The organism is Paenibacillus sp. MBLB1832 (assembly GCF_032271945.1).
GTDB lineage: Bacteria > Bacillota > Bacilli > Paenibacillales > NBRC-103111 > Paenibacillus_E > Paenibacillus_E roseopurpureus.
Window position 1 is genome coordinate 87,309 of record NZ_CP130319.1, and the last position, 23,983, is coordinate 111,291.

Sequence of the window (23,983 nt, forward strand, 5' to 3'; positions counted from 1 at the left end):
TCGAGATAGATAAAAGGAGATGAACCTAACGACGATGACGCGTGTACAAACAGAGTATCAGTTATGGCTCCAAGATCCGGCTGTCGACGAACAAACGAAGCAAGAACTTCAAGCAATTGCTGGGGATGAGAAAGAAATCGAGGATCGCTTTTATAAAGATCTTGAATTTGGGACAGGCGGTCTCCGTGGGGTCATTGGCGCTGGTACGAATCGTATCAACGTGTACACCGTGGGTCGCGCAAGCCAAGGCTTGGCGCAATATGTGAATGGTACAGGAGCAGCTAATCCTGCGATCGTCCTTGCGTATGATTCCCGTCATATGTCTCCTGAGTTCGCGTTGGAAGCCGCGCTTGTCTTCGCAGGCAATGGCATCAAAGCGTACCTGTTCAGGACGTTGCATGCGACGCCGCAGCTTTCTTTTGCCGTGAGATACTTAGGTGCGAGGGCAGGTGTTGTCGTGACGGCGAGTCACAATCCGCCAGAATACAACGGGTATAAAGTGTATGGCGCAGACGGCGGACAGCTCGTTCCCCAATTCGCGGAACAAGTGATTGACCTCGTGCAGAGCATCGATTCCTTTGATAAAGTGAAGAAGCTATCACAACAAGAAGCGGAAGCGCAAGGCCTGCTCGTTTGGCTGGGCGAAGACGTGGATCAGGCATACATACAGGCGGTTTCGGCGATCAGCCAAAATCCCGCGATCATTAAAGAAATCAGCGACGATTTCCGCGTCGTTTTCACGCCGCTTCATGGCGCAGGCAATGTGCCTGTTCGCGAGGTACTGCAAGCTGTAGGCTTCGGGCAAGTGCGCGTTGTAGCTGAGCAAGAGCTGCCAGATGCGCAGTTCTCCACCTTGAAGTCGCCAAACCCGGAAGAGCGTGAAGCCTTCACGCTGGCGATCGCGCAGGCGAAAGCGTGGGACGCCGATATCATTATCGGAACGGACCCCGATGCAGACCGAATGGGTGCGGTTGTGAAGGATCCGAATGGGGAGTACTTCGTACTGACGGGCAACCAATCAGGTGCGATTATTGTAAACTACCTGCTCTCAAGTATGAAAGAGCGTGGAACACTGCCGGCTAACGGCGTCGTAATCAAGACGATCGTAACAAGCGAGATGGGAGCTGCGATTGCGAACCATTACGGCATTTCGACGTTGAATACCTTAACAGGCTTTAAATATATTGGGGAAAAAATGACGCAGTACGAGCAAACCGGTGAGCACACATTCCTCTTTGGTTATGAAGAGAGCTATGGCTACTTGGCAGGCACCTATGCCCGTGATAAGGATGCGGTCATTGCTTCCATGCTCATCGCTGAAGCTGCGGCGTATTACAAGAAGCAAGGTAAGACTTTGTATGATGTCCTGCAGGAGTTGTACGAATCCTTCGGTTACTTTTTGGAAAAACTGGAATCAAGAACACTTAAAGGCAAAGACGGCGTGGAACAAATCGGCCGCATGATGGAAGCGTGGAGAACGAATCCTCCTGTGGAGATTGGCGGTACGCGTGTCTCCTCCGTGGAAGATTACGCGCAAGGCATTCAAGGCTTGCCACGTGAGAACGTGTTGAAGTTCAAGATGGAGGATGGCTCCTGGTTCTGCCTGCGTCCGTCTGGCACAGAGCCGAAAATTAAATTTTATTTCGCGGTACAAGGGTCAACAGGACCTGAGGCTGCAGAGCGAATCAACGGTATCATTCAATACGTACTTCATCGTGTAGACGGTAAGTAAACAAGGTGTATACAACCTCTTCAGAACCGAAGTGACGGATAGATCGTCTAATGTGTAGTCCGATGAGAAATCGGCATGCATGGGGCGTCTTTTCCGTGCTTGGGGGCGGAGAGGTTTTCGAATGTATATGGATGGGATAAGGCAAATAAAGTACATGCTCTAAGGAGTGGACAACTGGTGAATTTGTATCAAACCTGGAATAACCCGTTAAGAAATATGTTATGGTGGTTCGTCATTATCGGCATGCTGTGTTCGTTGCCGCTGGCCTATGCCCGTCATCAGACGGAGACGTCAGCCAATCAGGTCGAATTCGTGTTCGACTATCGCGATTTGTTGGACATTGCCGATGTGCAAACGAACCCGCAGCAATTTGTGCAAACTCAATTAGGGCAGATGAAAGCCGCGGGTATTCACTCGATGGCCGTATATGAAAGCACCTTGGCTGAGTTCAAGGAAAGCCGCCGTATTGAAATGTACAACTCGCGCGATGCCGCGACACTGACACAAACATTTGGAGATCCGAATGAGAATTTTACGTATGTGTTGTTCACAGACAGTCAAGCGCAGCAGAAGCTGGAGCCGCTTATTCAGAAGACTTTTGCAGACCTGCAAGTCAGCGTGAAGCCGTGGAGCTTCAAGAACCGCAATGGACTCATCATTGGGATGAGTATGGATGACGCTGCCATGAAGGCGATGGATCCTGACCCGATTGCCCTGCAAACGTTGAAGGCGCAAGGCTTCCAAATCGTCGTACGTTTATCTAATCGCAGACCTTTCAATACGAAGGAAATGGATGCGTTGTTGAAGCAATTCCATGATCTTGGCGTGAAACGCATTATCGTGGACGGCAATGAGGTGCCAGGCTATACCGAAGAAAATACCGAAGCCAATTTGAACAAAATGGCGGATTTATTGAATAAAAACGGCATCGGACTTGCCGCGATTGAACTCTTGAAGGAGCCGCAAAAAGGCTTCAGCACACTAGCAAAACAGACTAATTACAATGTCGTGCGCCTGCACTCTTTTACAGAGAAAGATGGGGAGAAGCTGACAGAGCCGTTGAAAAAATCAGAGCTGGCTGACCGCGTTCAAGGTGTGTCGGATCGATTGGTCTTAGCGGTGAAGGACCGCAATATTCGGATGGTTTTCATGAATGCGCGTCCTGTGAAAAGCTTGGATAAAGGGAAAGTCGTGGATCCGCTCGCTTCCTACTATGAGAGCTTGAAAGGCAAAGACGGCGCGATCCCTCGTATTCAAGACGTTGGATTTACGCTTGGAACCGCAGAAGCATTTGACGTGCATACCACAGGTTGGCAGAAAATAGCTCGACTTTTCGTGCTGCTAGGCGCGCTAAGCTTGATTGTGTGGATGATTTCGTTCTTCTTGCCAGAACTAACAATTGTGTTTTTCGTGCTTGGTCTGCTGGGCTTGGTTGCCTTACATACGCTATCCGCGAATTTGTATGCACAAGGTCTTGCCTTGGCAGCTGCGATCAGTGCACCTAGCGTTGCGGTGATGCTAGCGATTCGCTCCGTACGCTCGGGTGTTGCTGCGAAATGGAAATCTGGCGTGGCTTACGGGCTCTGGCAGCTGCTGAAGACGTCTGTGATTTCACTTTTCGGCGCGGTGTATCTCGTCGCTTTACTGAATCATGTGACCTATTCGCTCGTGCTTCAACAGTTCCGCGGCGTCGGAATTCTTCATCTGCTGCCGATTGGGATTGCAGGGCTGTATCTCTTATTCTTTAGTGAGAATAATACGTATACGGAGAAGTTGGCTCATGTGCGTCGATTGCTTTCTTCCTTTATTAGCGTATTGTGGATCGTCATCGCAGGCGTAGGACTTGCCGCTGTCGTGTACTACTTGTCGCGTACAGGTAATGAGGGACAAGCATCTACTATTGAGAAAATGTTCCGTTCCTTCTTGGAAAATACGCTGGGCGTACGCCCGCGGACCAAAGAATTCTTGGTTGCACATCCGATTTTCTTACTAGGTGCTTACCTTTCCGTTCGCTATCGCCATGCGGTCTATCTGCTGTTCATCGGCGTGATTGGTCAGCTTTCCTTGGTGGACACGTTTGCCCATCTGCATACACCTCTGCACATTTCCTTGATCCGGATTAGCTACGGTCTTGTGCTGGGTGCGATTATCGGTCTTGTGCTCATCGCAGCGTGGGAAATCATCACAAGGAGTTGGAAACGATGGGTTCAGCCCCAATTCTCAAAATAGCACTATCCGGCTACTACGGTTTCGATAATAGCGGGGATGAGGCGGTGCTGCAGTCGATTTTGTTCGCTTTGCAGGAGCAGGGTCAGGCCGAAGGCGTGCAGATTGAGCCGATCGTGCTTTCAGCTAATCCGGAGAAAACCACCGCCATGTATGGCGTGAAGGCCTACCACCGGATGAAACCAGGCTCACTGCTTCAGGCGCTGCGCGAATCCGACGGTCTGATCAGCGGCGGCGGCAGCTTGCTGCAGGATGCTACAAGCTCGAAGACGATCCCGTATTACTTGGCTGTTATCAAAATCGCACAATGGCTAGGTAAGCCAACGTTCATTTACTCGCAGGGCATCGGGCCGGTGAACCGTCCGATGTTCTATGGCTGGATCCGCAACGTGTTCAAGCGTTGCGAAGTGGTGTCGGTCCGCGACGTGGAGTCCGCGGAACTGCTAGGGCGGATGCGCCTCCCGCGGGAGCGCATCACGGTCGTGCCCGACCCGGTGATGGGCTTGCCCCTCCGGGAAGCGGTGGTGGACGTGCCTGGTGGCGGCGCGGCTGAAAGTGCGGTGCGGACGATTGGCGTGTCCGTCCGCTTCTGGAACGAGGACCGCTCCGAGCTGGAAGCTCTCGCGCGGTCCTTGCAGTTGCTGCTCGCAGCCCGCACGGATGTGCGGCTGCGGTTCTTGCCCTTCCACCTCCCCTCGGATGAGGTGGCGTCGCAGTTCGTGATCGACCGCTTGGGCGATCACGGCGGGCGGTCCGAGCTGGTGCGCGGTGTCACGCACCCGCAGGACATGCTTGCGCAGGTCGCGGGATGCGACCTGCTGATCGGGATGAGGCTGCATTCGTTGATTTATGCAGCCTCGCAGTACGTGCCTATGGTGGGGATCTCGTACGATCCGAAGATCGACCAGTTCCTCCATAGGCTTGGCATGAAAGCCGCCGCATCGACGAGTTCGTTCGATGCTAAAGCCTTTTCCGAGGAGGCACTGGGCCTCCTCGATGCTCGCGAGCAGTGGGCGGCGGCTTCGCGTGCCACCATTGAAGAGCTGAAGGCGCAGGCGCAGTTACCTGCGCAACGCATCCTTTCTTTTTATAAAAGCAAGTAGCTCCTCTGTCTTGCAACCAAAACGCAACCCATAACGTCTATAGTTAGGAAGAGATACGATGAGTTCGACGTCACTAACCCCAGAATCAGCGGCGAAGACCGCTTTGCAAGCAATACCCAAAGTACGCATCTACGGCGTACCGATCTCCAAAATGAGCATGAAACAAACCGTCGACTACCTCGCCCAGGTGATCGAACAAAGGCAACCGCATCAGGTCATTACCGCGAATCCGATTATGGTGATGGCCGCCCAGGATGATCCTGCTTATCTAAGCATGATGCAGCGCGCCGAACTGATTGTTCCCGATGGCACAGGTGTCGTCTGGGCGGCAAATCGCGTGGGGCAACCTGTTGCGGAGCGCGTGCCTGGCTTTGATTTGATTCATGAGCTCATGAAGGTAGGCGAGAAGAAGAGCTGGAAAGTGTTCCTGCTCGGCGCTTCTCCCGAAGTCATCCAAGCCGCGGCAGATAAACTGCGCACCACCTATCCAGGCGTCAGCTTGGTTGGTGTCAGAGACGGCTATTTTAAAGATGCGCAGGATGCCGAAGTCATTCAGGCTATCGTGGATGCCGCACCAGATATTCTGCTAGTCGGCAGAGCGGCTGCGAATCAAGAGCCTTGGATCGGCAAGTACAAGTCACAGCTTGGCGTTCCTGTTATGATGGGCGTCGGCGGAAGTTTCGACGTACTTTCGGGCAAGCTAAAACGAGCGCCAGTCTTATTTCAAAAACTACGCTTGGAATGGTTCTATCGACTGCTACAAGAGCCTTGGCGTTATAAGCGAATGCTGTTACTCCCGCAATTTGCCTTGAAAGTTATGCGAGACAAAGATAAAGTCACGAAATCATGAAAAAATCTATGAGAATTACCTGAAAACGGTCATTTCAGATGAATTTAGCAGTAGTATTTGTGACGGAATGGGAGTATAATTCATTTCGGCGGAACCCGCCACCCATGAAAAGAGGAGCTGTGAAGAAGACATGTATGGATTATATGCGATAGGGTTTATTGCTGCGTGCGTTATGGCGCTGTTGCTAACACCCCTGGTCAAAAAATTTGCCTTCTTGGTAGGCGCAGTTGATGCCCCAAACCATCGGAAGGTACATACGCGAATTATGCCGCGTTTAGGAGGATTAGCGATTTTCCTTGCGTTCGTCGGAGCTTATTTCGTCGTCTCTCCAGCACTTGATGCCGTGAACTCAGATGCTGCTTTTGGACTTCTGATCGGAGGCTTTGTGATTGTGGTCACAGGGGCTCTGGATGATCGCTTTCAACTTTCCCCCAAATGGAAACTGCTAGGTCAACTCATTGCTGCCTGCATCGTCGTTTCTTTTGGTCTTAAGATCGATTTGGTCAACATCCCATTCGGAGAAACGAACCTGCCGATCGGCTGGTTAAGTATCCCGATTACGATAATTTGGATCGTCGGCGTATCCAACGCTATTAACTTGATTGACGGCCTGGACGGCTTGTCCGCTGGAGTTTCTGGTATCGCGACAACAACCATTCTTGTTCTAGCCCTTATGATGGGCAACGTAACCGTCATTCTACTCTGTGTGATTTTGCTAGGAAGTATCTCGGGCTTTATGTTCTTTAACTTCCATCCAGCCAAAATCTTCATGGGCGACTCCGGCGCCTTATTCCTAGGCTTCGCCCTTGCTACACTGTCCATTTTAGGCTTTAAGCAAGCAGCGGTTGTGTCCCTTTTGATTCCGATTATGATTCTTGGCGTACCGCTATCCGATACTTTCTTCGCGATGCTGCGCCGGTATGTGAATAAACTGCCGATTTCGGCACCTGATAAAAGCCACTTGCACCACTGCTTATTACAAATGGGTTTCTCCCATCGTACAAGCGTCCTGATCATCTACGGAATCGCTTCAGTGTTCGGTGGTTGTGCGGTTGTCTGCTCCGTCTTTATCTCACAAGACTCGACATGGGGTCTTATCATGATTATCGTCGCCCTGTTCCTCGTCATGCTCGTTGGCGCGGAGGCCATTGGGATCATTAGCAAAAGCCGCAAGCCTGTACTCAACTTCTTGCAACGTCTAGTAGGGAAGCAAGTGCAAAGTGATCGTTTAGGGAAGTAGTCCTTATTTATTGTTATAGAAGTTATAGAACGTATTAAGCCCAGCCCTCGCGGTTGGGTTTTTCTTGCTTTTCAAGGAAAACCTTTCTTTCTCTAAACATTTACCTGGAATCAACCGATAAGTAAGATACAGTAACTTTTGGCGATCAGCCGCGTCTAATCGTGTAGAATGATAGAAGGAAATAGGAGGGATTGTCGAAAGCTAGTTGAACATTCGGATGAAGAAGGTATTAAGATTCCCACTCGCTACTAACAACATTTAGATAACATAAGGAGGAACTTTCTTTTGAGACAGTTAAAAAGGAAATGGATGAGTCTAACTATTGTTCTGGCAATGGTACTGAGTATGCTGCCAACCCTAACGGCCAATGCTGCTGCAACAATAAGTGTTACCAATTTATTTGTACCAGGTCCTGGGATAAACATTGATAGTAACAATGATAGTTTGGTAGATCGGTTTACAATCAACCCAATTAACGTTGATTTTCTGATTAACGGGATTCCGGATGACCAAATTTCAAACATTTTTTATGAGATTTATAACTTGAATACATCACAAACGGCAACTAATGCGACGAATAAGGCAGTTAAGAGCACGTCCAACAGCAATCAGGCAACATTTAAGAATGTACAGCTAACAACAGGGCTTAACAAAATTACGATTAAATATGGATCCAGTGGCAGCATCGCTTCGAGTCCTGCGTATGCTTATTACACACCAGTGACGAATATTACAAATCTCAAAATCAATGGCGATGATTTTGTGGATGGTGGCTTTTATCCAAAGCAACCACCTTATTCAGGCGTCTCAATTACAGGAACTTCCTTGAATGCAATGGAAGTAGAGGCCAGCCTGCAAGGTAATACTTTTCAACCTTCCGCTTTTATCAATGGTGATTTTACGTTTATTACAAATACAAACAGACCGAATGAATTAGCATTCCGTCCTGGTGACAACAAGGTTACTTTTGCTGCGAAGAATACAACTAATTTTTATACTGCCAATAGATCATTTGTTTTTGATAATGGGCAGGCATTTGCCTATAACGCGCAAGTTGGGCTTCTCCAATCGGGTCCTACTACAATAGTTTATGAAAAACTGGTAGATAGTCCCAATCTACAGGATAATTCAATTGCTGATATAAGTGTTAATGCTTCATTTAAAGTACCTCGTTCTGCTGGTGGGGTTACTCGATATGTGTATGCAGACGTTTTTTCAACTGGCATGGGAGGGACCAATATTCATATTGATTTTACAAGTGGGACTCCTGCTAAAACTCCTACTGGAAATTTGAATAATGGAACCGCAGCAAATGCAACGATTGCAAAGACGAACAGTGCTTCAGATCCTTACGATCTCTATGATTTAACGGCATCCTTACCAGTAAACCAAGGGGCCACATATCAAGAATTAGTTTTTAAGTTCACGGATATTAATAATGGTGTAACGTATTCTAAATACAATTATTCATACGTAAATCCCAATCAACCCTATGTCGATCATGTTGGGGTTACCCGTAAAGCATCCGCTTCAGGCACTCCTTTTGAAACTAAAATGAGTGAATCAGGAACTACACAGATTACTGACTTTCCAGCTGCTCTTAAAGTTTATACGAACAGTATCGCAAATGAAGTAGCGATTGAGCTGAATGGTGTGCCTTATACGAACGGAGCTGACTCAACAACTGGTCGTTTCCCTATTTCATCATCTACTTCCACACCAACAACATATTCCGCAGATGTTAACCTACAAGGAATTGCAGACGGTCCTGTTACAATGAAAGTAACTCCTTACGTAGTGTCTGGTGTAACGGCTACACCATACACGGCTGGGATTAAACAGTTTGATTTGCTGATCTCTGGAGCACCGTATGTCATTGTAAATAATATATTTAATGGGATTGTTGTTAATGCAGATTCTAAACTTACATGTCCTGGTCCTACTAGTCCTGGAGTTCCGTGTATAACGGGGAGAGTAGTTAATCTTCCAGAAGTCGAGTATCCTAATGTCGTATTTACACTCAACGACAAGCCGCTCAATGTTAGTTTAGGTGAAGAGCCTCAGTCGGGAAGTGGGATATTTACACTGAAATCGGCTATAACTGGCATGTTTGTACAAAATAACGGTAAAACAGATGGTAAATATACGTTGAAAGTTGCTTTAAAGATTGGTGGACAACTGATCACATCTTCAAGTGTTGATATTTTTATCTTATCTGACAATGTACCGGCCATTAACTATTTGAAGCCTATTGAAATGGACCCGTTGAATCCGGAGTTTGTTGCAGGTTCACTGCCAGATACCTTTGTTACTAGAGCGTCTTCCGTTCAGTTCCAAGGGCAAGTAGTAAACTCTATCGTGAATCAAGCGCCAGCTGGTACATCACTGTACTTACGCAAAGCTGCGACGACACCTGTTACTGGGACTCAAACCATTGGATTGCAGGATAAAGTATATGTTGATCCGTTAGACAGCTTTGAATCAGTGCCCTATAACTTAACAGAATATGGTGATTATGTTTTTGAATTAGTTTCTGCTAATGGGGTATCAGGCTCAACAGCAAACAAACTAATTACGATCACAAGAGAACCCGTTCCCTATGACTTTATTGCACCTAAGCGAAATCAGATTATTAAGAATAATAAAGGTGTAGATCAAGCCAACATTAATCAGAATTATTATATGCTTGAAATTCTTGCTGATAAAGCGGATTCCGTGACGATTGGCAAGGATCAAGCGATTCTGGATAAAGCTACTGGACATTTCTTCTATGAAGTAAGGAATCTTAAGGTAGGTGCGAATGAGATTAAATTCGTCGTAACCCGTGGTACTGGCAAAACGAACGGCAGTATTATATTGTTTAATACGGATACAGGTATTGAGGGAGCATCCTATAAAACTCCTTTAACAAGCACGATGAAGATCTTCGACGGCGATATTCAATTAAAATTCCCGAAAGATACGAAGTTGATGCGTAATGACCGTACAAGCGCGACGCAATACATAACAACAGATCGTCAAATGTTGTTTGGTATTGCTAACAATGACGATGGCCGTATTGACAAGATTAATGAGAGTACAGGATGGAAGCAGCTTTTGATCGAGCCTACAGGCCATTTCAGACCTGCTAGCAAGCGTTTCTGGGTAGATACAGGGATTATACCGTCTACAGCGAATACGACAAATTCAAGTTTGCAACAGGCGTTCCTTGGTGGAGGTATTTTACCTAATACGACAGATCCTAAATTGACGCCATTTTACAACCGGAATTATAATGATCTCGTAATACCAACTGAGCGTGGAACTTTAACACTCAAATATGATTCAAATATTAGAGATGACGCATGGAAGTACTTGACTGTCTACCAATATGGTTACTTTAATAATGCGACGGGATCAGGGGCAGCTTCGCCTTCGTGGAGAAATATTGGCGGCGTTGTCGATCCTAAATCCAACACCATTACCGTTCCTGTTGACTCATTTGGTTATTTCCAAGTCATGTACATGGATGATAGCTATAATGATGTAACTAATCACCCATGGGCAAGAGATGATTTGGATACGCTCTACTCCAAGGGGCTTATGAATAGTAAATCACCAGGACAATTCATGCCGAATGATGCAATCAATCGTGGTGAATTTGTTACAATGCTTGTGAAAATCTTTGATGTTCCACTTGAGAATCTTGACACTCAACAAACGGGTACTGGGTATAACAACAGTACATTCGTCGATGTACAAAGAGGCTATAACCTGGCTGGAAGTAATAGCAATACCCAGTTCGAACAATATAACTTCCTCTATATTGAGGCAGCTGCAAGAGCTGGTATCGTTAGAGGAAACGCGAATGGCATGTTCTTGCCGAACAACGCAATCACTCGCCAAGATGCCGCGGTTATGATTGCCCGTGCAGCAGAGTCCAAGCTTGGCTCCGATGAGGCTAAGTCCTTGGCTAATCTGCAAAAGCTATTTACAGATGCTAATAGCATTGATTACTATGCGCTTACTTCTGTTGATGCCATTAGCAAAGCGGGATTAATTGAAGGTAAAGAGAATGTCTTGCTTCAAGGTCAGAAGAAAACAACCTTGCGGTTTGACCCGCTTGAGAATTTCACACGTGCTGAAGCCGCCGTGGTGGCAATGCGCGTGCTGAAACAGCAAAAGAAAGTTCCTAAATAACCTTGAGTAAACTTTTAGCCCACATCCGATGGTATAGGATGTGGGCTTTTTTGTGCTTACTAGGATATTTCTTTCAGGAAACCTTCAGTTAACTTTTAGCTTATATTAAGCTTGTAGACGCATTTCTTTTACAATTCGCCTTTACAATTCTATTTGTGGGTAATGAAAGATGGGAGGGGCAATCGAAATACTAAGAGAGTCCATCTGGAAAATACTTATCAATGAATTGTTGTATGGAGTGTCGTATACTGAGTTGGTAGCTGAGATGATATACGCGAAGCTACACGATAATCTATCAAATAGATTCAGAGATTGACAGAGCTCACACAAATCGCCCCGTTGGTTATAAGTTTTTATAACAAAAACTTTAAAATATTAGGAGGAAACACACTTTATGAAAAAGACTTTTAAAGTACTTGCAACAGCAACTTTGGCTCTCTCCATGTTCGCATCTGTAGCAATGGCTGATACAACTGCAACACCTGTAACAACTTCCGCGACAACTACCGCGGCAGCGAAAACGTCTAAAGACTTTACAGACCTTGCAGGTCTAGATGCTACAATGGCAGCGAAAGTAGACGCTTTGCTTGCTAAAGGTTACATGGAAGGTAAAACCGATACAACGTTTGATATCGCTGGTAACATGACGCGTGCAGAAGCAGCTAAGCTTGTTGCAAAAGTACTTGGTTTGACAGTTGGAAACAGAAACAACTTCAAGCTTCGCAGATGTTGATGGGACAGACGCTTCCATCGCTTGGTCCATTCCTTTTATTGAAGCTGCTAAAAAAGCTGGCATCATCGATGGTATGACAGACACAACTTTCGCTCCAAAAGACAACGTAACAATCGGTCAATTGGCTACAATGTTCGTTAAAGGTCTTGGCAAAGTAGCAGACGTTAAAACAACAACTCCTTGGTACCAAGGTTACATGGATGTAGCCAAAGCAAACGGTGTTGACTTAGGAACTAACGGTTCTGTAGCGGCAACTCGTGCTGATTTAGTAAGTGGTTCTTATGCTGCTGACGTAGCTGTAACAGCTGCTAAAGAAACTCTACTAACGGAAGTTAAAGCAACCGGCGCTAAAAAAATTACTTTAACATTTACCAAAGCTGTCGATACAAACAAAGCTAACATATCGGTTGCTAATGGAACAAATACAGTTAACACTAAATCCATTACTTTCTCTGATGACAAAAAGACTGCAATTGTAGAATTCCCATATGCTTTAGCAGCAGCTGATTATACAGTAAGTGTAACTGGCCTAGGTAAAGATTTGACTGGAACTGCAAAAGTAGAGGCTGAGAAAGTTGCTAAAATTAACTATACTTCTGATAAGGCTGTTTTGGTACGTGGTGATTTAACTCAAGTTACTATTGGATACAAAGTTTATAATCAATACAATGAAGAGATCACTAGTTCCACTACCCTAACTGCTACTACTAGCGCAGGTACTATTGTTGGTGGCAATACTGTTTCAGGTGGTACTATCACAATTGATAACGGCGCAACTGAATTTAAAGTTAATGACCCGATTGCAGTATCTTTAATTCATACTAATGGTACTTTTGCAAGCGCAAATGTAAATGTTGGTGCAGCTGCAAATGTTTCTGCAATTGAAATCAAATCCCAATACCAAAACAATGCTACAAAATCAGATCTTCAAGCTGGTAATAGTAACGTTGGCGAATATAACCTGGTAATTGATGCTAAAGACCAATACGGTAATAGTGTTACAGATGCTAATATCCTTAACTCTGACTTGCTAGTTACAGTTTCAAACACAGCAGTAGTTTCAGTAAATGGATACACGAACAACACTGCAACTTTCAGCAACCTTACAATTGATGGTGCTAACAAAGCAGTACTAACATTGGCTGGTGGTTTGACTGCAGGTACTTCGAATGTAACCCTTATCTCCAAGTCTACCGGTGCTAAATCCAGCTTTGATGTAGTAGTTAAAGATTCTGTTAAAGTTGACAACTTCACAATGACAGTTCCAGTATTGGCTGTTGCAGATGAGGACACAGCAATTCCTTTCACAGCACTTGATCAATTTAATAAAGAAGTTGCACACCCGACAGCTGATTCCTTTACATCAGTAAACACTACAAGCGGTTCAATTGTATTCGAGAAAGATGTAGTAGCTAACAAAACGAACATGAAATTACACAATCCTTCTAAGGGTACAGTAATCATCACCGTTGTTACTAAAACAAATAAAGTACAACAACTGACTGTTAACGTAGTAGATGCTAAAGTTCCAACTGTAATTTCGGCTACTAAAGATATTAGCACTTCATTACTAAAAACAGGTACTGTAGCAATCACCAAAGATAACGTAGTAGTTAAAGACCAATATGGTCGTGACATGACTCCAAACTGGGGTGATGGCACTGTAGCTGCTAACGCTGCTCCTGAGTATCGTGTAGTAGTTGAAAGTGGTACAGCAGGAAATGTTAACGTATCTAGCAACGTATACGTTGATGATACACAATCTGTTGTACTGACTGGTGCTGCTAAAGGCACTTCAACTATCACATTGAAACTTGAGAAAGCAACTGATACTGTTGCATTTGCACCAGTAGCTAATGGTTCCTTCACTTACACTCAAAAAGTTGTAGAAAATGCTGACATCGCTTCTTACGAAGCTACTGTTGCTGGCACTGTATACGATGGTGGAGCAATCGGAACTTATGGTAAAGATCTAGTTGTTACGGGTGTACTTGCTGATGGATCTAAAGTAACTGTCCCTAACACAGTGGCTAACTACGATGTAATCAGTAGCAACACTGGTGTAGTATACACTCCTGGATCTGATGCAGCTGTTGCTGGTAAAGTAACTGCAAGTGGATTTGCTTTCAGTGGAACAGATACATCTGCTGACTCCGTTGTAACAGTGGTTGTAAAAGGTGAAACAACCCAAACTATCCCTGTAACTGTTAAAGTATCGAAAAATGATCCAGCGATTCAAACCTTGTCTCTAAAAGATACATTTACAGCAACTAACGGTGTAGTTAAAAAAGAAAGTGATGGAGTTATTTCCGCTCTTGCAGCTGACGTAAATACTATCGGAAAATTGGAAACAACAGTTGAAGGTATTGTTAAATCAGTAGATCAATATGGTGTAGAAATAAACGAAAACTTTGCACAAGCTAACATTGTTGTAACTAACTTAACTGTTGCTAACGCTGCAGGAGACCTTGCTCATGTTGCAACGGGAGATTTGTTTAACGTAACTGCAATCATCGGTTCGAAAGTTATTTCCTTCAAAGTTATCGTTAAATAATTCAAACATAATACAAGAGAAGTCGAGGCCATGAGTCTCGGCTTCTTTATTTTGTTATTCTAATGACAACAACCTTTGTTTAAAGGAAAATACATGGTAATGAATAATGTTGCTCTTGCATGTATACTAAAAGTGTAGCAAAAAGAGAGAAAAGATATACATCAAATAATTATTTGAGAAATTTTCGAGTAATCGCAACTTTTATAAATATAATGCGTTTAATACTTTGAAAGTATCCCAAGTAAGATTTGTTATTATTTTGCTTAAAAATAAATCTTTACGGTTATACATGAGCAATGTATAATGTAAATTGGTCTAGCTGAAGTATTTTTATTCAAAGTTTACTAGTTTCAAATGTGACTTTAAGAAGTCACAAGTGAACCTTAGTTATATAATGCTCTAACTCTGGAGAGGGGGTGAACAATAAGATGAGTGAATTGAGCTCCAATAAAGAAAGACCGAACTTAAAAAATAAAACTCACGATATTCAAGGAGGAGAAAAAAAGGTTATGAAAAAAAGTTTAAAAGTACTAGCATCCGCTACACTAGCGTTCTCGTTGTTTGCATCGGTGGCAATGGCTGCTGAAACAACACCTGCAGCAACAACTGCACCTGCAGCTGTAAAAACTTCTAAAGATTTCAAAGACCTTGCTGGTCTTGACGCAGCTCTTACAGCTAAAATCGACGCTTTGCTTGCTAAAGGTTACATGGACGGTAAAGGCGACAACTTCGACGTTACTGGCAACATGACTCGTGCAGAAGCAGCTAAACTTGTTGCAAAAATCTTCGGTCTAACAGTTGGCACTGAAACAACTTCATCTTTTAAAGATGTTGATGGAACTGACGCTTCAATCGCATGGTCCATTCCTTTCATCGAAGCAGCTAAAAAAGCTGGTATCATCGATGGAATGACTGACACAACGTTTGCTCCGAAAGACAACGTAACATTGGGCCAACTTGCTACATTGCTTGTAAAAGGTTTTGGTAAAGGTGCAGATGTTAAAACAACTACTCCTTGGTACCAAGGTTACCTAGATGTTGCTAAAGCAAATAATGTTGATCTAGGAACTGACGGTGCTAAACTTGCAACACGTGCTGATCTTGTTGTTGGTTCTTTCGCTGCTAGTGCAGCTGTTGAAGCTGCTCAAGCAGTAACTGCTGACTTCAAAGCAACTGGCGCTAAAAAATTCACTGTTACTTTCAACAAAGCTGTTGATACTAGCAAAGCTGTTATTGCAGTTAAAAATGGTACTAATGCTGTTAACACTAAGTCTGTAACTTTCTCTGATGACAAGAAAACAGCAACAGTTGAATTCCCTTATGCTTTAGCTGCAGCTGATTACACTGTATCAGTAACTGGCTTAGGTAAAGATCTAACTGGAACTGTTAAAGTTGAAGCTGAGAAAGTAACAAAAATCAACTTCAACTCTGACAAAGCTGTATTGGTTCGTGGTGATCTTAAAAAAGTTAAAGTTGGTTACAAAGTATTCAACCAATACAACGAAGAGATCACTAGTTCCACTTCCCTAACTGCTACTACTAGTGCAGGAACAATTGTTGGTGGTAACACTGTATCAGGTGGCACTATCACAATCGATAATGGTTCAGCTGATTTCAAAGCTAATGACCCAATCGCAGTGTCTTTGATTCACACAAATGGTACTTTTGCGAGCGCAACTGTAACTGTTGGCGCTGTAGCTAATGTTTCAGCAATTGAGATTAAATCCCAATACCAAAACAATACTACAAAATCAGATCTTCAAGCTGGTAACGCTAACGTTGGTGAATATAACCTAGTGCTTGAAGCAAAAGATCAATATGGTAATAGTGTAACTGACACAGCTGTACTTGCATCTGATCTTCTTGTTACCGTATCAAACACGGCAGTGGTATCAGTAGCTGGATACACGAACAATGCTGCAACTTTTGCTAACCTTACTATTGATGGTAGTAACAAAGCAGTATTAACTTTGGCTGGTGGATTGACTGCTGGTACTTCCAATGTAACCCTTATCTCAAAATCAACTGGCGCTAAATCTAGTTTCGATGTAGTAGTTAAGGATTCCGTTAAAGTTGACAACTTCACAATGACAGTTCCTGCATTAGCTGTTGCTGCTGAGGAAACAGTAATTCCTTTCACAGCACTTGATCAATTCAATAAAGATGTTGCACATCCAACAGCTGCTTCCTTCACTTCTGTAAATACAACAAGTGGTTCCATTGTATTCGAGAAAGATGTAGTAGCTAATAAAACAAACATGAAGCTTGTTAACCCTTCAAAAGGGACTGTTATCATCACTATTGTAACTAAGACAAACAAAGTACAACAATTAACTGTAAACGTAGTAGATGCTAAAGTTCCAACTGTAGTTTCAGCTACTAAAGATTTCAGCACATCAGTTCTGAAAACTGGTACAGTAACTATTGGCAAAGCAAATATCGTAGTTAAAGACCAATATGGTCGCGACATGACTCCTAACTGGGGTGATGGCACTGTAGCTGCTAGCGCTGCTCCTGAGTATCGTGTAGTAGTTGAAAGTGGTACAGTAGGCAACGTTAGCGTATCTAGCAACGTATATGTTGATGATACTAACTCTGTTGTATTGACTGGTGCAGCTAAAGGTACTTCCACAATCACATTGAAACTTGAGAAGGCAACTGATACTGCAGCATTCGCACCAGTAGCTAACGGTTCATACACTTATACTCAAAAAGTTGTAGAGAACGCTGATATTGCTTCTTACGAAGCTACTGTATCTGGTACTGTTTACAATGATGGTGCTAGCGCAACTTACGGTAAAGATCTAGTTGTAACAGGTATCCTTGCTGATGGATCCAAAGTGACTATCCCTAGCGTAGCAGCTAACTATGATGTTATCAGCAGTAACGCTGGTGTAGTATACACTCGTAACTCAGACCCAGCAGTTGCAGGTAAAATAACAGCAGCTAACTTTGCTTTCAGTGGAACAGATACATCTGCTGATGCAGTTGTAACTGTAGTTGTGAAAGGTGCAACAACTCAAACTATCCCTGTAACAGTTAAAGTATCTAAAGCAACTCCAGCAATTCAAACTTTGTCTTTGAAAGATAAATATGAAGTTGGTTCTCCAGCTGTTACTGTTGCTAAGAAGGAATCTGATGGTGTTGTGTCTGCTCTTGCAGCTGATGTTGACACTATTGGCGAATTAGAAGCAGTAGTAGAAGGTATTGTTAAATCAGTTGATCAATACGGTGTAGAGATCGCTGAAGATTTTGCACAAGCTAACATTATCGTGTCTAATCTAACTGTAGCTAGCGCGACAAAAGATCTTGCACACGTTGCAACTGGTGACACATTCAACGTTACTGCAATCATTGGTTCAAAAGTAATTTCCTTCAAAGTTATCGTTAAGTAATTAATATAACTTCAAAGAAGTCGAGACAATAGTCTCGGCTTCTTTTTTATAGAAAGTTTAAAAAATAGCAAATATGAGGTTAGTTGATTTATTATATAAAGACAAGACATAGTTAAGGGAGAATAAAATGAAAACGAACCTGACTCTAACAGCACTCCTACTAACCTTCATTCTAACCACAACCCTCTCCACTTCCCAAGCCGAAGCTCCATCCCCAGGCGGGAGCGATCCGGTCATCACCTTGAGCTACTTCGAGCAAAACACCTTAAGCGAAGCAAAGGTGAAGGAAATCGTGGCCTCCGCGATCGCAGCGAATGCTGGCGGGAGCAACGGAGGCACGGGCACTAGCCCTGCGGCAGTAGCGAGCATGAAGGTTGTCCAGTTGCAAAATGGACAAACTCTGTATGCAGGCGCTGGCGCGGAGTTTATCGTGCGAACCGGCCGAGTGCTAGCGGTGAGCAACGATGAGAACGGCATCCCGGATGTAACGGGAGGCAAGGATTTGGCAGCGGGAACGGAAGTTGCGCTGAATCATCTTTTGATATTTCCTGTTGAAGGGCGTGGTATTAAGCCATCACCTAAGAACGACACAACCATTTATGTTATGGTGCGCGGTGGTTATTTACTTTTGAATGCAGATGGTAGTACGGTTTCACAATAATAAATGTCTACTCCATAATTTTACCCAAACTGACAACTTCTTATGCGTGTTGGCCTTGCGAATATAGCCATACTAATCATTGTACTAGCAGTGAGAGGTGGCTGCTTATTGAACAAGATTAACAACTAAGACTCTAAGGAGGCGTTTGGGTTATGGCTAGAAATAAAGTGGTTCCAGAATCCAAGAAAGCATTAGACATCCTGAAATATGAAATTGCTGCGGAATTAGGCTTACCAGTCGGGAAACATTTGTCTATGAATGTAGATACGGAGTTCGCAACGGAGCTCGGTTCTGTTTCATCTTATTCTGGAAAAAAAGAATCATGGGGACATCTTACCTCCAGGGATAATGGTGCTGTCGGGGGCCGAATCACGCAGCGTCTAATCCAAAGAGCAGAGGAAACCCTATTTAGTCTTTAATTTATGTAAAAATAGCTCGGAAAGTTTAATGCCATCGTTCGTTGATTTTATAATTTTATAAAGAAAAAATGAAGAATGAATGAAAGAAATCTGAAAGAATGCTGAATGAAGCCAGGGTAAAAATCAGGGGGAATTTTACCCTAAGATGAATTGACACTAGACGACAAATGAAGTAAGATAACTAATTGAAGGTCAATCTTTCATTTAACCTTTTCCTATCGGAAAAGGTTCATTTTTTTTGGCGGAATTCAAGAATCTTACCAGCGCCCCAGCGCAGAAGAGGGATTCCGTTTGGCGTGAAAAGCTGCCGCTGAAGCCGGGCCCGATTTTTTCATCATAGAGGCATCGAGAAAAAGCTTTTCAAACATACTAAAGGTATTAGGAGGATGAATGATATGGCGCAAGTACGTGGACGTCGTTTATTTACATCCGAATCCGTAACAGAAGGTCATCCAGATAAAATTTGTGACCAAATTTCTGACTCGGTATTGGATGCATTTCTTGCCAATGATCCGAATGCTCGTGTAGCATGTGAGGTATCTGTAGCAACTGGTTTGGTATTGGTGATTGGTGAAATCACATCGAAGTCTGAATATGTGGATATTCAAGCGATCGCAAGACAAACAATTAAAGATATTGGGTACACACGCGCGAAATATGGTTTTGACTCCCAAACATGTGCGGTTCTTGTTTCCCTGAACGAACAATCCCCTGACATTGCACAAGGTGTTGACAGAGCGCTTGAAGCAAGAGAAGGTTCTATGTCTGATGCGGAAATCGAAGCAATCGGCGCTGGTGACCAAGGTCTTATGTTCGGTTTTGCGGTTAATGAAACACCTGAGCTTATGCCGCTTCCGATTTCAATTTCTCACCAGTTAGCTCGTCGTTTGACCGAAGTTCGTAAGAATGGCACTCTTCCATACCTGCGTCCTGATGGTAAAACACAAGTTACGGTTGAGTACATCGACGACAAACCAGTGCGTGTAGATGCGATCGTTGTATCCACACAGCACGATGAAAATATCACATTGGAGCAAATCCAAGCTGATATCAAAGAACACGTTATTAACCCGATCGTTCCAGCGAACTTGTTGGATGCGAATACCAACTATTTCATCAACCCAACGGGCCGTTTCGTTATCGGCGGACCTCAAGGTGATGCTGGTTTAACTGGGCGTAAAATTATCGTTGATACGTATGGCGGTTACGCACGTCATGGCGGCGGCGCATTCTCTGGTAAGGATCCAACGAAAGTTGACCGTTCCGGTGCATACGCGGCGCGTTATGTAGCGAAAAATATCGTAGCAGCTGGCCTTGCTGAGAAATGTGAAGTTCAATTGGCTTATGCGATTGGCGTTGCACGTCCAGTATCCATCGCTGTTGATACGTTTGGCACATCGAAAGTTAGTGAAGAGAAGCTTGTTGAGCTTATTCACAAAAACTTCGACCTGCGCCCAGCTGGTATTATTAAAGAGCTTGACCTTCGTCGTCCGATTTACCGCCAAACAGCGGCTTACGGTCACTTCGGCCGTAACGATCTAGATGTTCCTTGGGAGCGTACGGATAAAGCGGAAGCTTTGAAAACACAAGCGTTAGTTTAATTAAGGAAGCCGTCCAATTGGGCGGCTTTTTTGCATGTTGTGATAGTGTGACTCACCATCTGTTTACAATTGTAATCTTTTATATTTGCAAATGAACAAAAGTGTGTTAATATCTGTTTATGTCATCTCGTGCGAAAACAACAAGAATTATGATATAATAATGAAGATACATTCTGTTGAGGAAGTCGAAGGGAGAGCGAGACGTTGGATAACGAATTGAAAGAACCACTAACGGAAGAAGCACTAAAAACGATACTGAAAGCAGAATTATCACCAGTGATTGAGAGATTAGACCGCCTAGAACTAGAACAATCTCAAATCAAACAAGCTGTCCTTGAAACGAATGAAATAGTGAAAAGACTAGAGGTTGTCCAAGAAAACCAACACCGTATCATTGAACTATTATCTGCACGATCCATCGAGCAAGAAGCAAAATTGAAGAAAATCGGTTAATTTTAACATATAAGCATCTCAAGCAGAGAGCAAACCCTATGGGGGTGCTCTCTTTTCTTTGATCGGCATAGCTTTTTGCTGGCATATGAATACAACGCAACGGAAATCGTAACTTTTTCCATAGTTTAAGAGTCTATATAGATATCGGATATTTGATAGACATGGTGAGAATTAGATAAATATGAGGAGTGGAAAGCAGCATGACGGTTCAGAAGCAGGTAGGCGCTGCTGCGCTGGCTTGCGCTTTGGTGTGGCAGTTAGTGGCGGGAGCAACCGTGAGCGCGGCGGGCACGAAGTTAACGCTAAGTTCACAAGAGACGATTACATCAGGCGCAGTGATGAAGAATTATGTATGGGCAACGACGCGAGGCAGCAAGGATGTTTCGGTGAATGCCAATGTGATAGAGGTAGATTTAACGAATCCGAATGTGAAGATCGATGCGATGGCTGGGACGAAAAATCAATTCACGAAGAACCAGAGTGTCCTAGGCATGGTGAAGGATACAGGGGCTGTCGCTGGCATCAATGGCGATTTCTATAATACGCAAGCGGAGGGCGTCCCAGAAGGTGCGCAAATCACTAATGGCCAGGTCATGTCCACGCCTGCTAAGATTTCGGGGTTGTATTCTTTTGCAATAACGAAGACGAATCAACCGATTATTGATATTTTTGACTTCCAGGGAACGGTAACGGCGAAGGATGGTACGGCTTTTGAGCTGGGTGGCGTGAACAAAACCTTTTACTGGGACGACAACGGTGTTCCGCTCATTGCAAATGGTCTTTTCCTGTATACGAGCGCATGGGCGATGACCCAGCGAGCAGTGGATGGCACGAACGTTCCGACGGAAGCGCTGATTCAGAACGATATAGTGAAGGAAATTCAGGTCGATACGAATGTCAAAATGGCAGCACCAGCCGATGGCTATATTCTGAGGGGCTCGGGTTTGGCGAAAGACTTTATCGTGAAGCATTTGAAAGTCGGCGATAAGGTCACGACGAAATACGACATGATTCCGCATGACGCGTCGAAGACGTATGATTGGCGCAATTTCAAAATGCTGATCGGCGGCAGCACGCTGCTTGTGGATGAGGCGAAGCCGAGTTATTTTACACGCAATATTAATGATTTCAACGGTTATAGCCCGCTTTCCAGAACGGCTGTGGGGTATTCCAAGGATCAGAAGAAGGCTTATATGATTACGGTGGATCGAAATGGCGATAGCGCAGGGATGACCCTTCCAGAGCTGCAGCAATTCATGATTGATGCAGGTGTGTGGCGTGGCATGGTGCTGGATGGAGGCGGATCGACACAGATGGTGTCTAGGCCGCTAGGTGACGTTGACCCGAAGCTGGTCAATAAGCCGCAAAATGGCAATCAACGTGCCGTTGCCAATGGGTTGGGCGTCTATTCTACCGCTCCCAAGGGAGAGTTGAAAGGTCTTATTTTAAAAGGACAATCCTTATTATTCATGAATGAATCCAGCACTTATCAATTTAAAGCATACGATGATTATTATAATCCGATCTCCACGGACGGCATTGTGCCACAATGGAGCACTTCAGTCGCAAACGGCTCGTTCAAGGACAATGTATACACACCGACTATGCCTGGGAAAACACAGGTGATAGCCAAATCCGGCAAAGGCTCCGCCTCCATGGATGTAGAAGTAGTGGGCCGCGATCAGATCGTGTCGATGGCTTTCCGAAATGGGTCTTTCTCAGTGATAGAAGGCGGCGATTTCAAGCTGCCAATTACAGTGACCACACGGAGTGGCGCAACTAGGGAATTACCCGCATCCTCGGCGACATGGGAGCTAAGCGGCATCAAAGGCACGATTACGAACGGTGTTCTTCACGTGGATAGCGCCGCGGGCTCACAAGCTGCTCAAGTGATTGCCAGATATGATGGCTACAGTACGATGGTGACACTCCCGATTGGGCAGGAAAAGGTGTGGTACGATCTGGATCATTATGCGGTGATGACGACTGGTGATAAGTATCCAGCGGAAGTGATATCTTCAGTTAATATCCCGCAATTTAACGGAAATAAGAACCTTGAAATCACGTATGATTTCACGAAGGGGTTAGGGACGAAGGCAGCCTATGCTAGATTGAATAATGGCAATGGTGCTCCGATTGAGGGCGAGCCGCAATTCATTACGGCCAAAGTGTTTGGAGATGGCAGCTTCAACTGGGTTCGCGCAGAAGTTATCGATGGCAATGGCAAGCTCAATTATGTCAGCTTTACGGAAAATATGAATTGGACCGGCTGGCGCAAGGTGACGGCGGACGTCTCTAATTTGACAATGCCGATTTCGTTGAAGAGTATATACGTAGCGAATCCCGCTAACGGACAGGATGAAAGAGCCGGTAAAGGGAAAATTAATATTGATGACATCTCTTTCATCTATGATGGTCAGCTGCCAGCTCTGCCGAAAAATACAATGAAGCTATTGGTGGGTAAGAAGCAAGCGACACTGAATACGAAAGCGATGACGTTGGAACAGGCTCCAACGATCGTGAAGGATAACACGTTGGTTCCGCTTCGTTTTGTAACAGAGGGGCTCGGTGGAACTGTGAAGTGGGACGACAAGGAACGTAAGGTGACGGTCGTTCGCGGCGATAAGTTAATTGACCTTTGGATTGATCAAGCGGACCTCCTGATTAACGGTGAACGTGTCACGGCAGAGGTAGCGCCAGCGATCATGAGTAATGTGACCATGGTCCCACTTCGTCTCATTTCGGAGAAATTAGGCTTCAAAGTAGGCTGGGATCCCCAAAATTATGGGATTTCTATTGAATAAATAGTACTAGAAGTACACGGCAAATCGGAAAAA

The 23,983-nt window shown here is 44.5% G+C and carries 14 protein-coding genes; all 14 read left to right on the top strand.

The window, feature by feature from the left end; genetic code table 11:
* Positions 1-34: 34 nt before the first annotated feature.
* Positions 35-1,732, top strand: coding sequence for a phospho-sugar mutase (locus tag MJB10_RS00440; protein ID WP_314800433.1), 1,698 nt, complete (start codon positions 35-37; stop codon positions 1,730-1,732).
* 216 nt (positions 1,733-1,948) lie between these two features.
* On the top strand, positions 1,949-3,961 hold the full coding sequence (locus tag MJB10_RS00445) for a DUF5693 family protein (protein ID WP_449591701.1): 2,013 nt from the start codon (positions 1,949-1,951) through the stop codon (positions 3,959-3,961).
* Positions 3,934-5,061 carry a polysaccharide pyruvyl transferase CsaB gene (gene csaB, locus MJB10_RS00450; protein ID WP_314800436.1) on the top strand — a complete coding sequence of 376 codons (1,128 nt, stop codon included), beginning with the start codon at positions 3,934-3,936 and terminating at the stop codon, positions 5,059-5,061. Before MJB10_RS00445 ends, csaB begins: the two co-directional genes overlap by 28 nt.
* A 58-nt stretch (positions 5,062-5,119) precedes the next feature.
* Complete coding sequence (locus tag MJB10_RS00455; protein WP_314800437.1) at positions 5,120-5,911, top strand: WecB/TagA/CpsF family glycosyltransferase; 792 nt, start codon at positions 5,120-5,122, stop codon at positions 5,909-5,911.
* 130 nt (positions 5,912-6,041) lie between these two features.
* Entirely contained in the window at positions 6,042-7,151 is a 1,110-nt protein-coding gene (locus MJB10_RS00460; RefSeq protein ID WP_314800439.1) for an MraY family glycosyltransferase, read from the top strand.
* A gap of 285 nt (positions 7,152-7,436) precedes the next feature.
* Positions 7,437-11,330 carry an S-layer homology domain-containing protein gene (locus tag MJB10_RS00465; RefSeq protein WP_314800440.1) on the top strand — a complete coding sequence of 1,298 codons (3,894 nt, stop codon included), beginning with the start codon at positions 7,437-7,439 and terminating at the stop codon, positions 11,328-11,330.
* A gap of 394 nt (positions 11,331-11,724) precedes the next feature.
* Entirely contained in the window at positions 11,725-12,063 is a 339-nt protein-coding gene (locus MJB10_RS00470; protein WP_314800441.1) for an S-layer homology domain-containing protein, read from the top strand.
* On the top strand, positions 12,026-14,617 hold the full coding sequence (locus MJB10_RS00475; RefSeq protein ID WP_314800443.1) for an S-layer homology domain-containing protein: 2,592 nt from the start codon (positions 12,026-12,028) through the stop codon (positions 14,615-14,617). The genes MJB10_RS00470 and MJB10_RS00475 overlap by 38 nt, the downstream gene beginning before the upstream one ends.
* A 428-nt stretch (positions 14,618-15,045) precedes the next feature.
* Complete coding sequence (locus MJB10_RS00480; RefSeq protein ID WP_314800444.1) at positions 15,046-18,012, top strand: S-layer homology domain-containing protein; 2,967 nt, start codon at positions 15,046-15,048, stop codon at positions 18,010-18,012.
* A 127-nt stretch (positions 18,013-18,139) separates the two neighbouring features.
* A complete protein-coding gene (locus tag MJB10_RS00485; protein WP_314800446.1) occupies positions 18,140-18,673 on the top strand; it encodes a hypothetical protein in 534 nt (177 codons plus the stop codon).
* A 152-nt stretch (positions 18,674-18,825) separates the two neighbouring features.
* Positions 18,826-19,092, top strand: coding sequence for an alpha/beta-type small acid-soluble spore protein (locus tag MJB10_RS00490; RefSeq protein WP_314800448.1), 267 nt, complete (start codon positions 18,826-18,828; stop codon positions 19,090-19,092).
* A 395-nt stretch (positions 19,093-19,487) separates the two neighbouring features.
* A complete protein-coding gene (metK, locus tag MJB10_RS00495; RefSeq protein WP_314800450.1) occupies positions 19,488-20,693 on the top strand; it encodes a methionine adenosyltransferase in 1,206 nt (401 codons plus the stop codon).
* A 204-nt stretch (positions 20,694-20,897) separates the two neighbouring features.
* A complete protein-coding gene (locus MJB10_RS00500; RefSeq protein WP_314800451.1) occupies positions 20,898-21,146 on the top strand; it encodes a hypothetical protein in 249 nt (82 codons plus the stop codon).
* A 200-nt stretch (positions 21,147-21,346) separates the two neighbouring features.
* Positions 21,347-23,950, top strand: coding sequence for a stalk domain-containing protein (locus MJB10_RS00505; protein ID WP_314800452.1), 2,604 nt, complete (start codon positions 21,347-21,349; stop codon positions 23,948-23,950).
* Positions 23,951-23,983 lie beyond the last annotated feature (33 nt).

Excerpts from the sequence above, each read along its gene's own strand:
- MJB10_RS00480 (WP_314800444.1), top strand. The coding sequence starts at position 15,046 with ATGAGTGAATTGAGCTCCAATAAAGAAAGACCGAACTTAAAAAATAAA.
- metK (WP_314800450.1), top strand. The coding sequence starts at position 19,488 with ATGGCGCAAGTACGTGGACGTCGTTTATTTACATCCGAATCCGTAACA.
- MJB10_RS00470 (WP_314800441.1), top strand. The coding sequence starts at position 11,725 with ATGAAAAAGACTTTTAAAGTACTTGCAACAGCAACTTTGGCTCTCTCC.
- MJB10_RS00440 (WP_314800433.1), top strand. The coding sequence starts at position 35 with ATGACGCGTGTACAAACAGAGTATCAGTTATGGCTCCAAGATCCGGCT.
- csaB (WP_314800436.1), top strand. The coding sequence starts at position 3,934 with ATGGGTTCAGCCCCAATTCTCAAAATAGCACTATCCGGCTACTACGGT.
- MJB10_RS00460 (WP_314800439.1), top strand. The coding sequence starts at position 6,042 with ATGTATGGATTATATGCGATAGGGTTTATTGCTGCGTGCGTTATGGCG.
- MJB10_RS00490 (WP_314800448.1), top strand. The coding sequence starts at position 18,826 with ATGGCTAGAAATAAAGTGGTTCCAGAATCCAAGAAAGCATTAGACATC.
- MJB10_RS00485 (WP_314800446.1), top strand. The coding sequence starts at position 18,140 with ATGAAAACGAACCTGACTCTAACAGCACTCCTACTAACCTTCATTCTA.
- MJB10_RS00455 (WP_314800437.1), top strand. The coding sequence starts at position 5,120 with ATGAGTTCGACGTCACTAACCCCAGAATCAGCGGCGAAGACCGCTTTG.
- MJB10_RS00505 (WP_314800452.1), top strand. The coding sequence starts at position 21,347 with ATGACGGTTCAGAAGCAGGTAGGCGCTGCTGCGCTGGCTTGCGCTTTG.
- MJB10_RS00445 (WP_449591701.1), top strand. The coding sequence starts at position 1,949 with ATGTTATGGTGGTTCGTCATTATCGGCATGCTGTGTTCGTTGCCGCTG.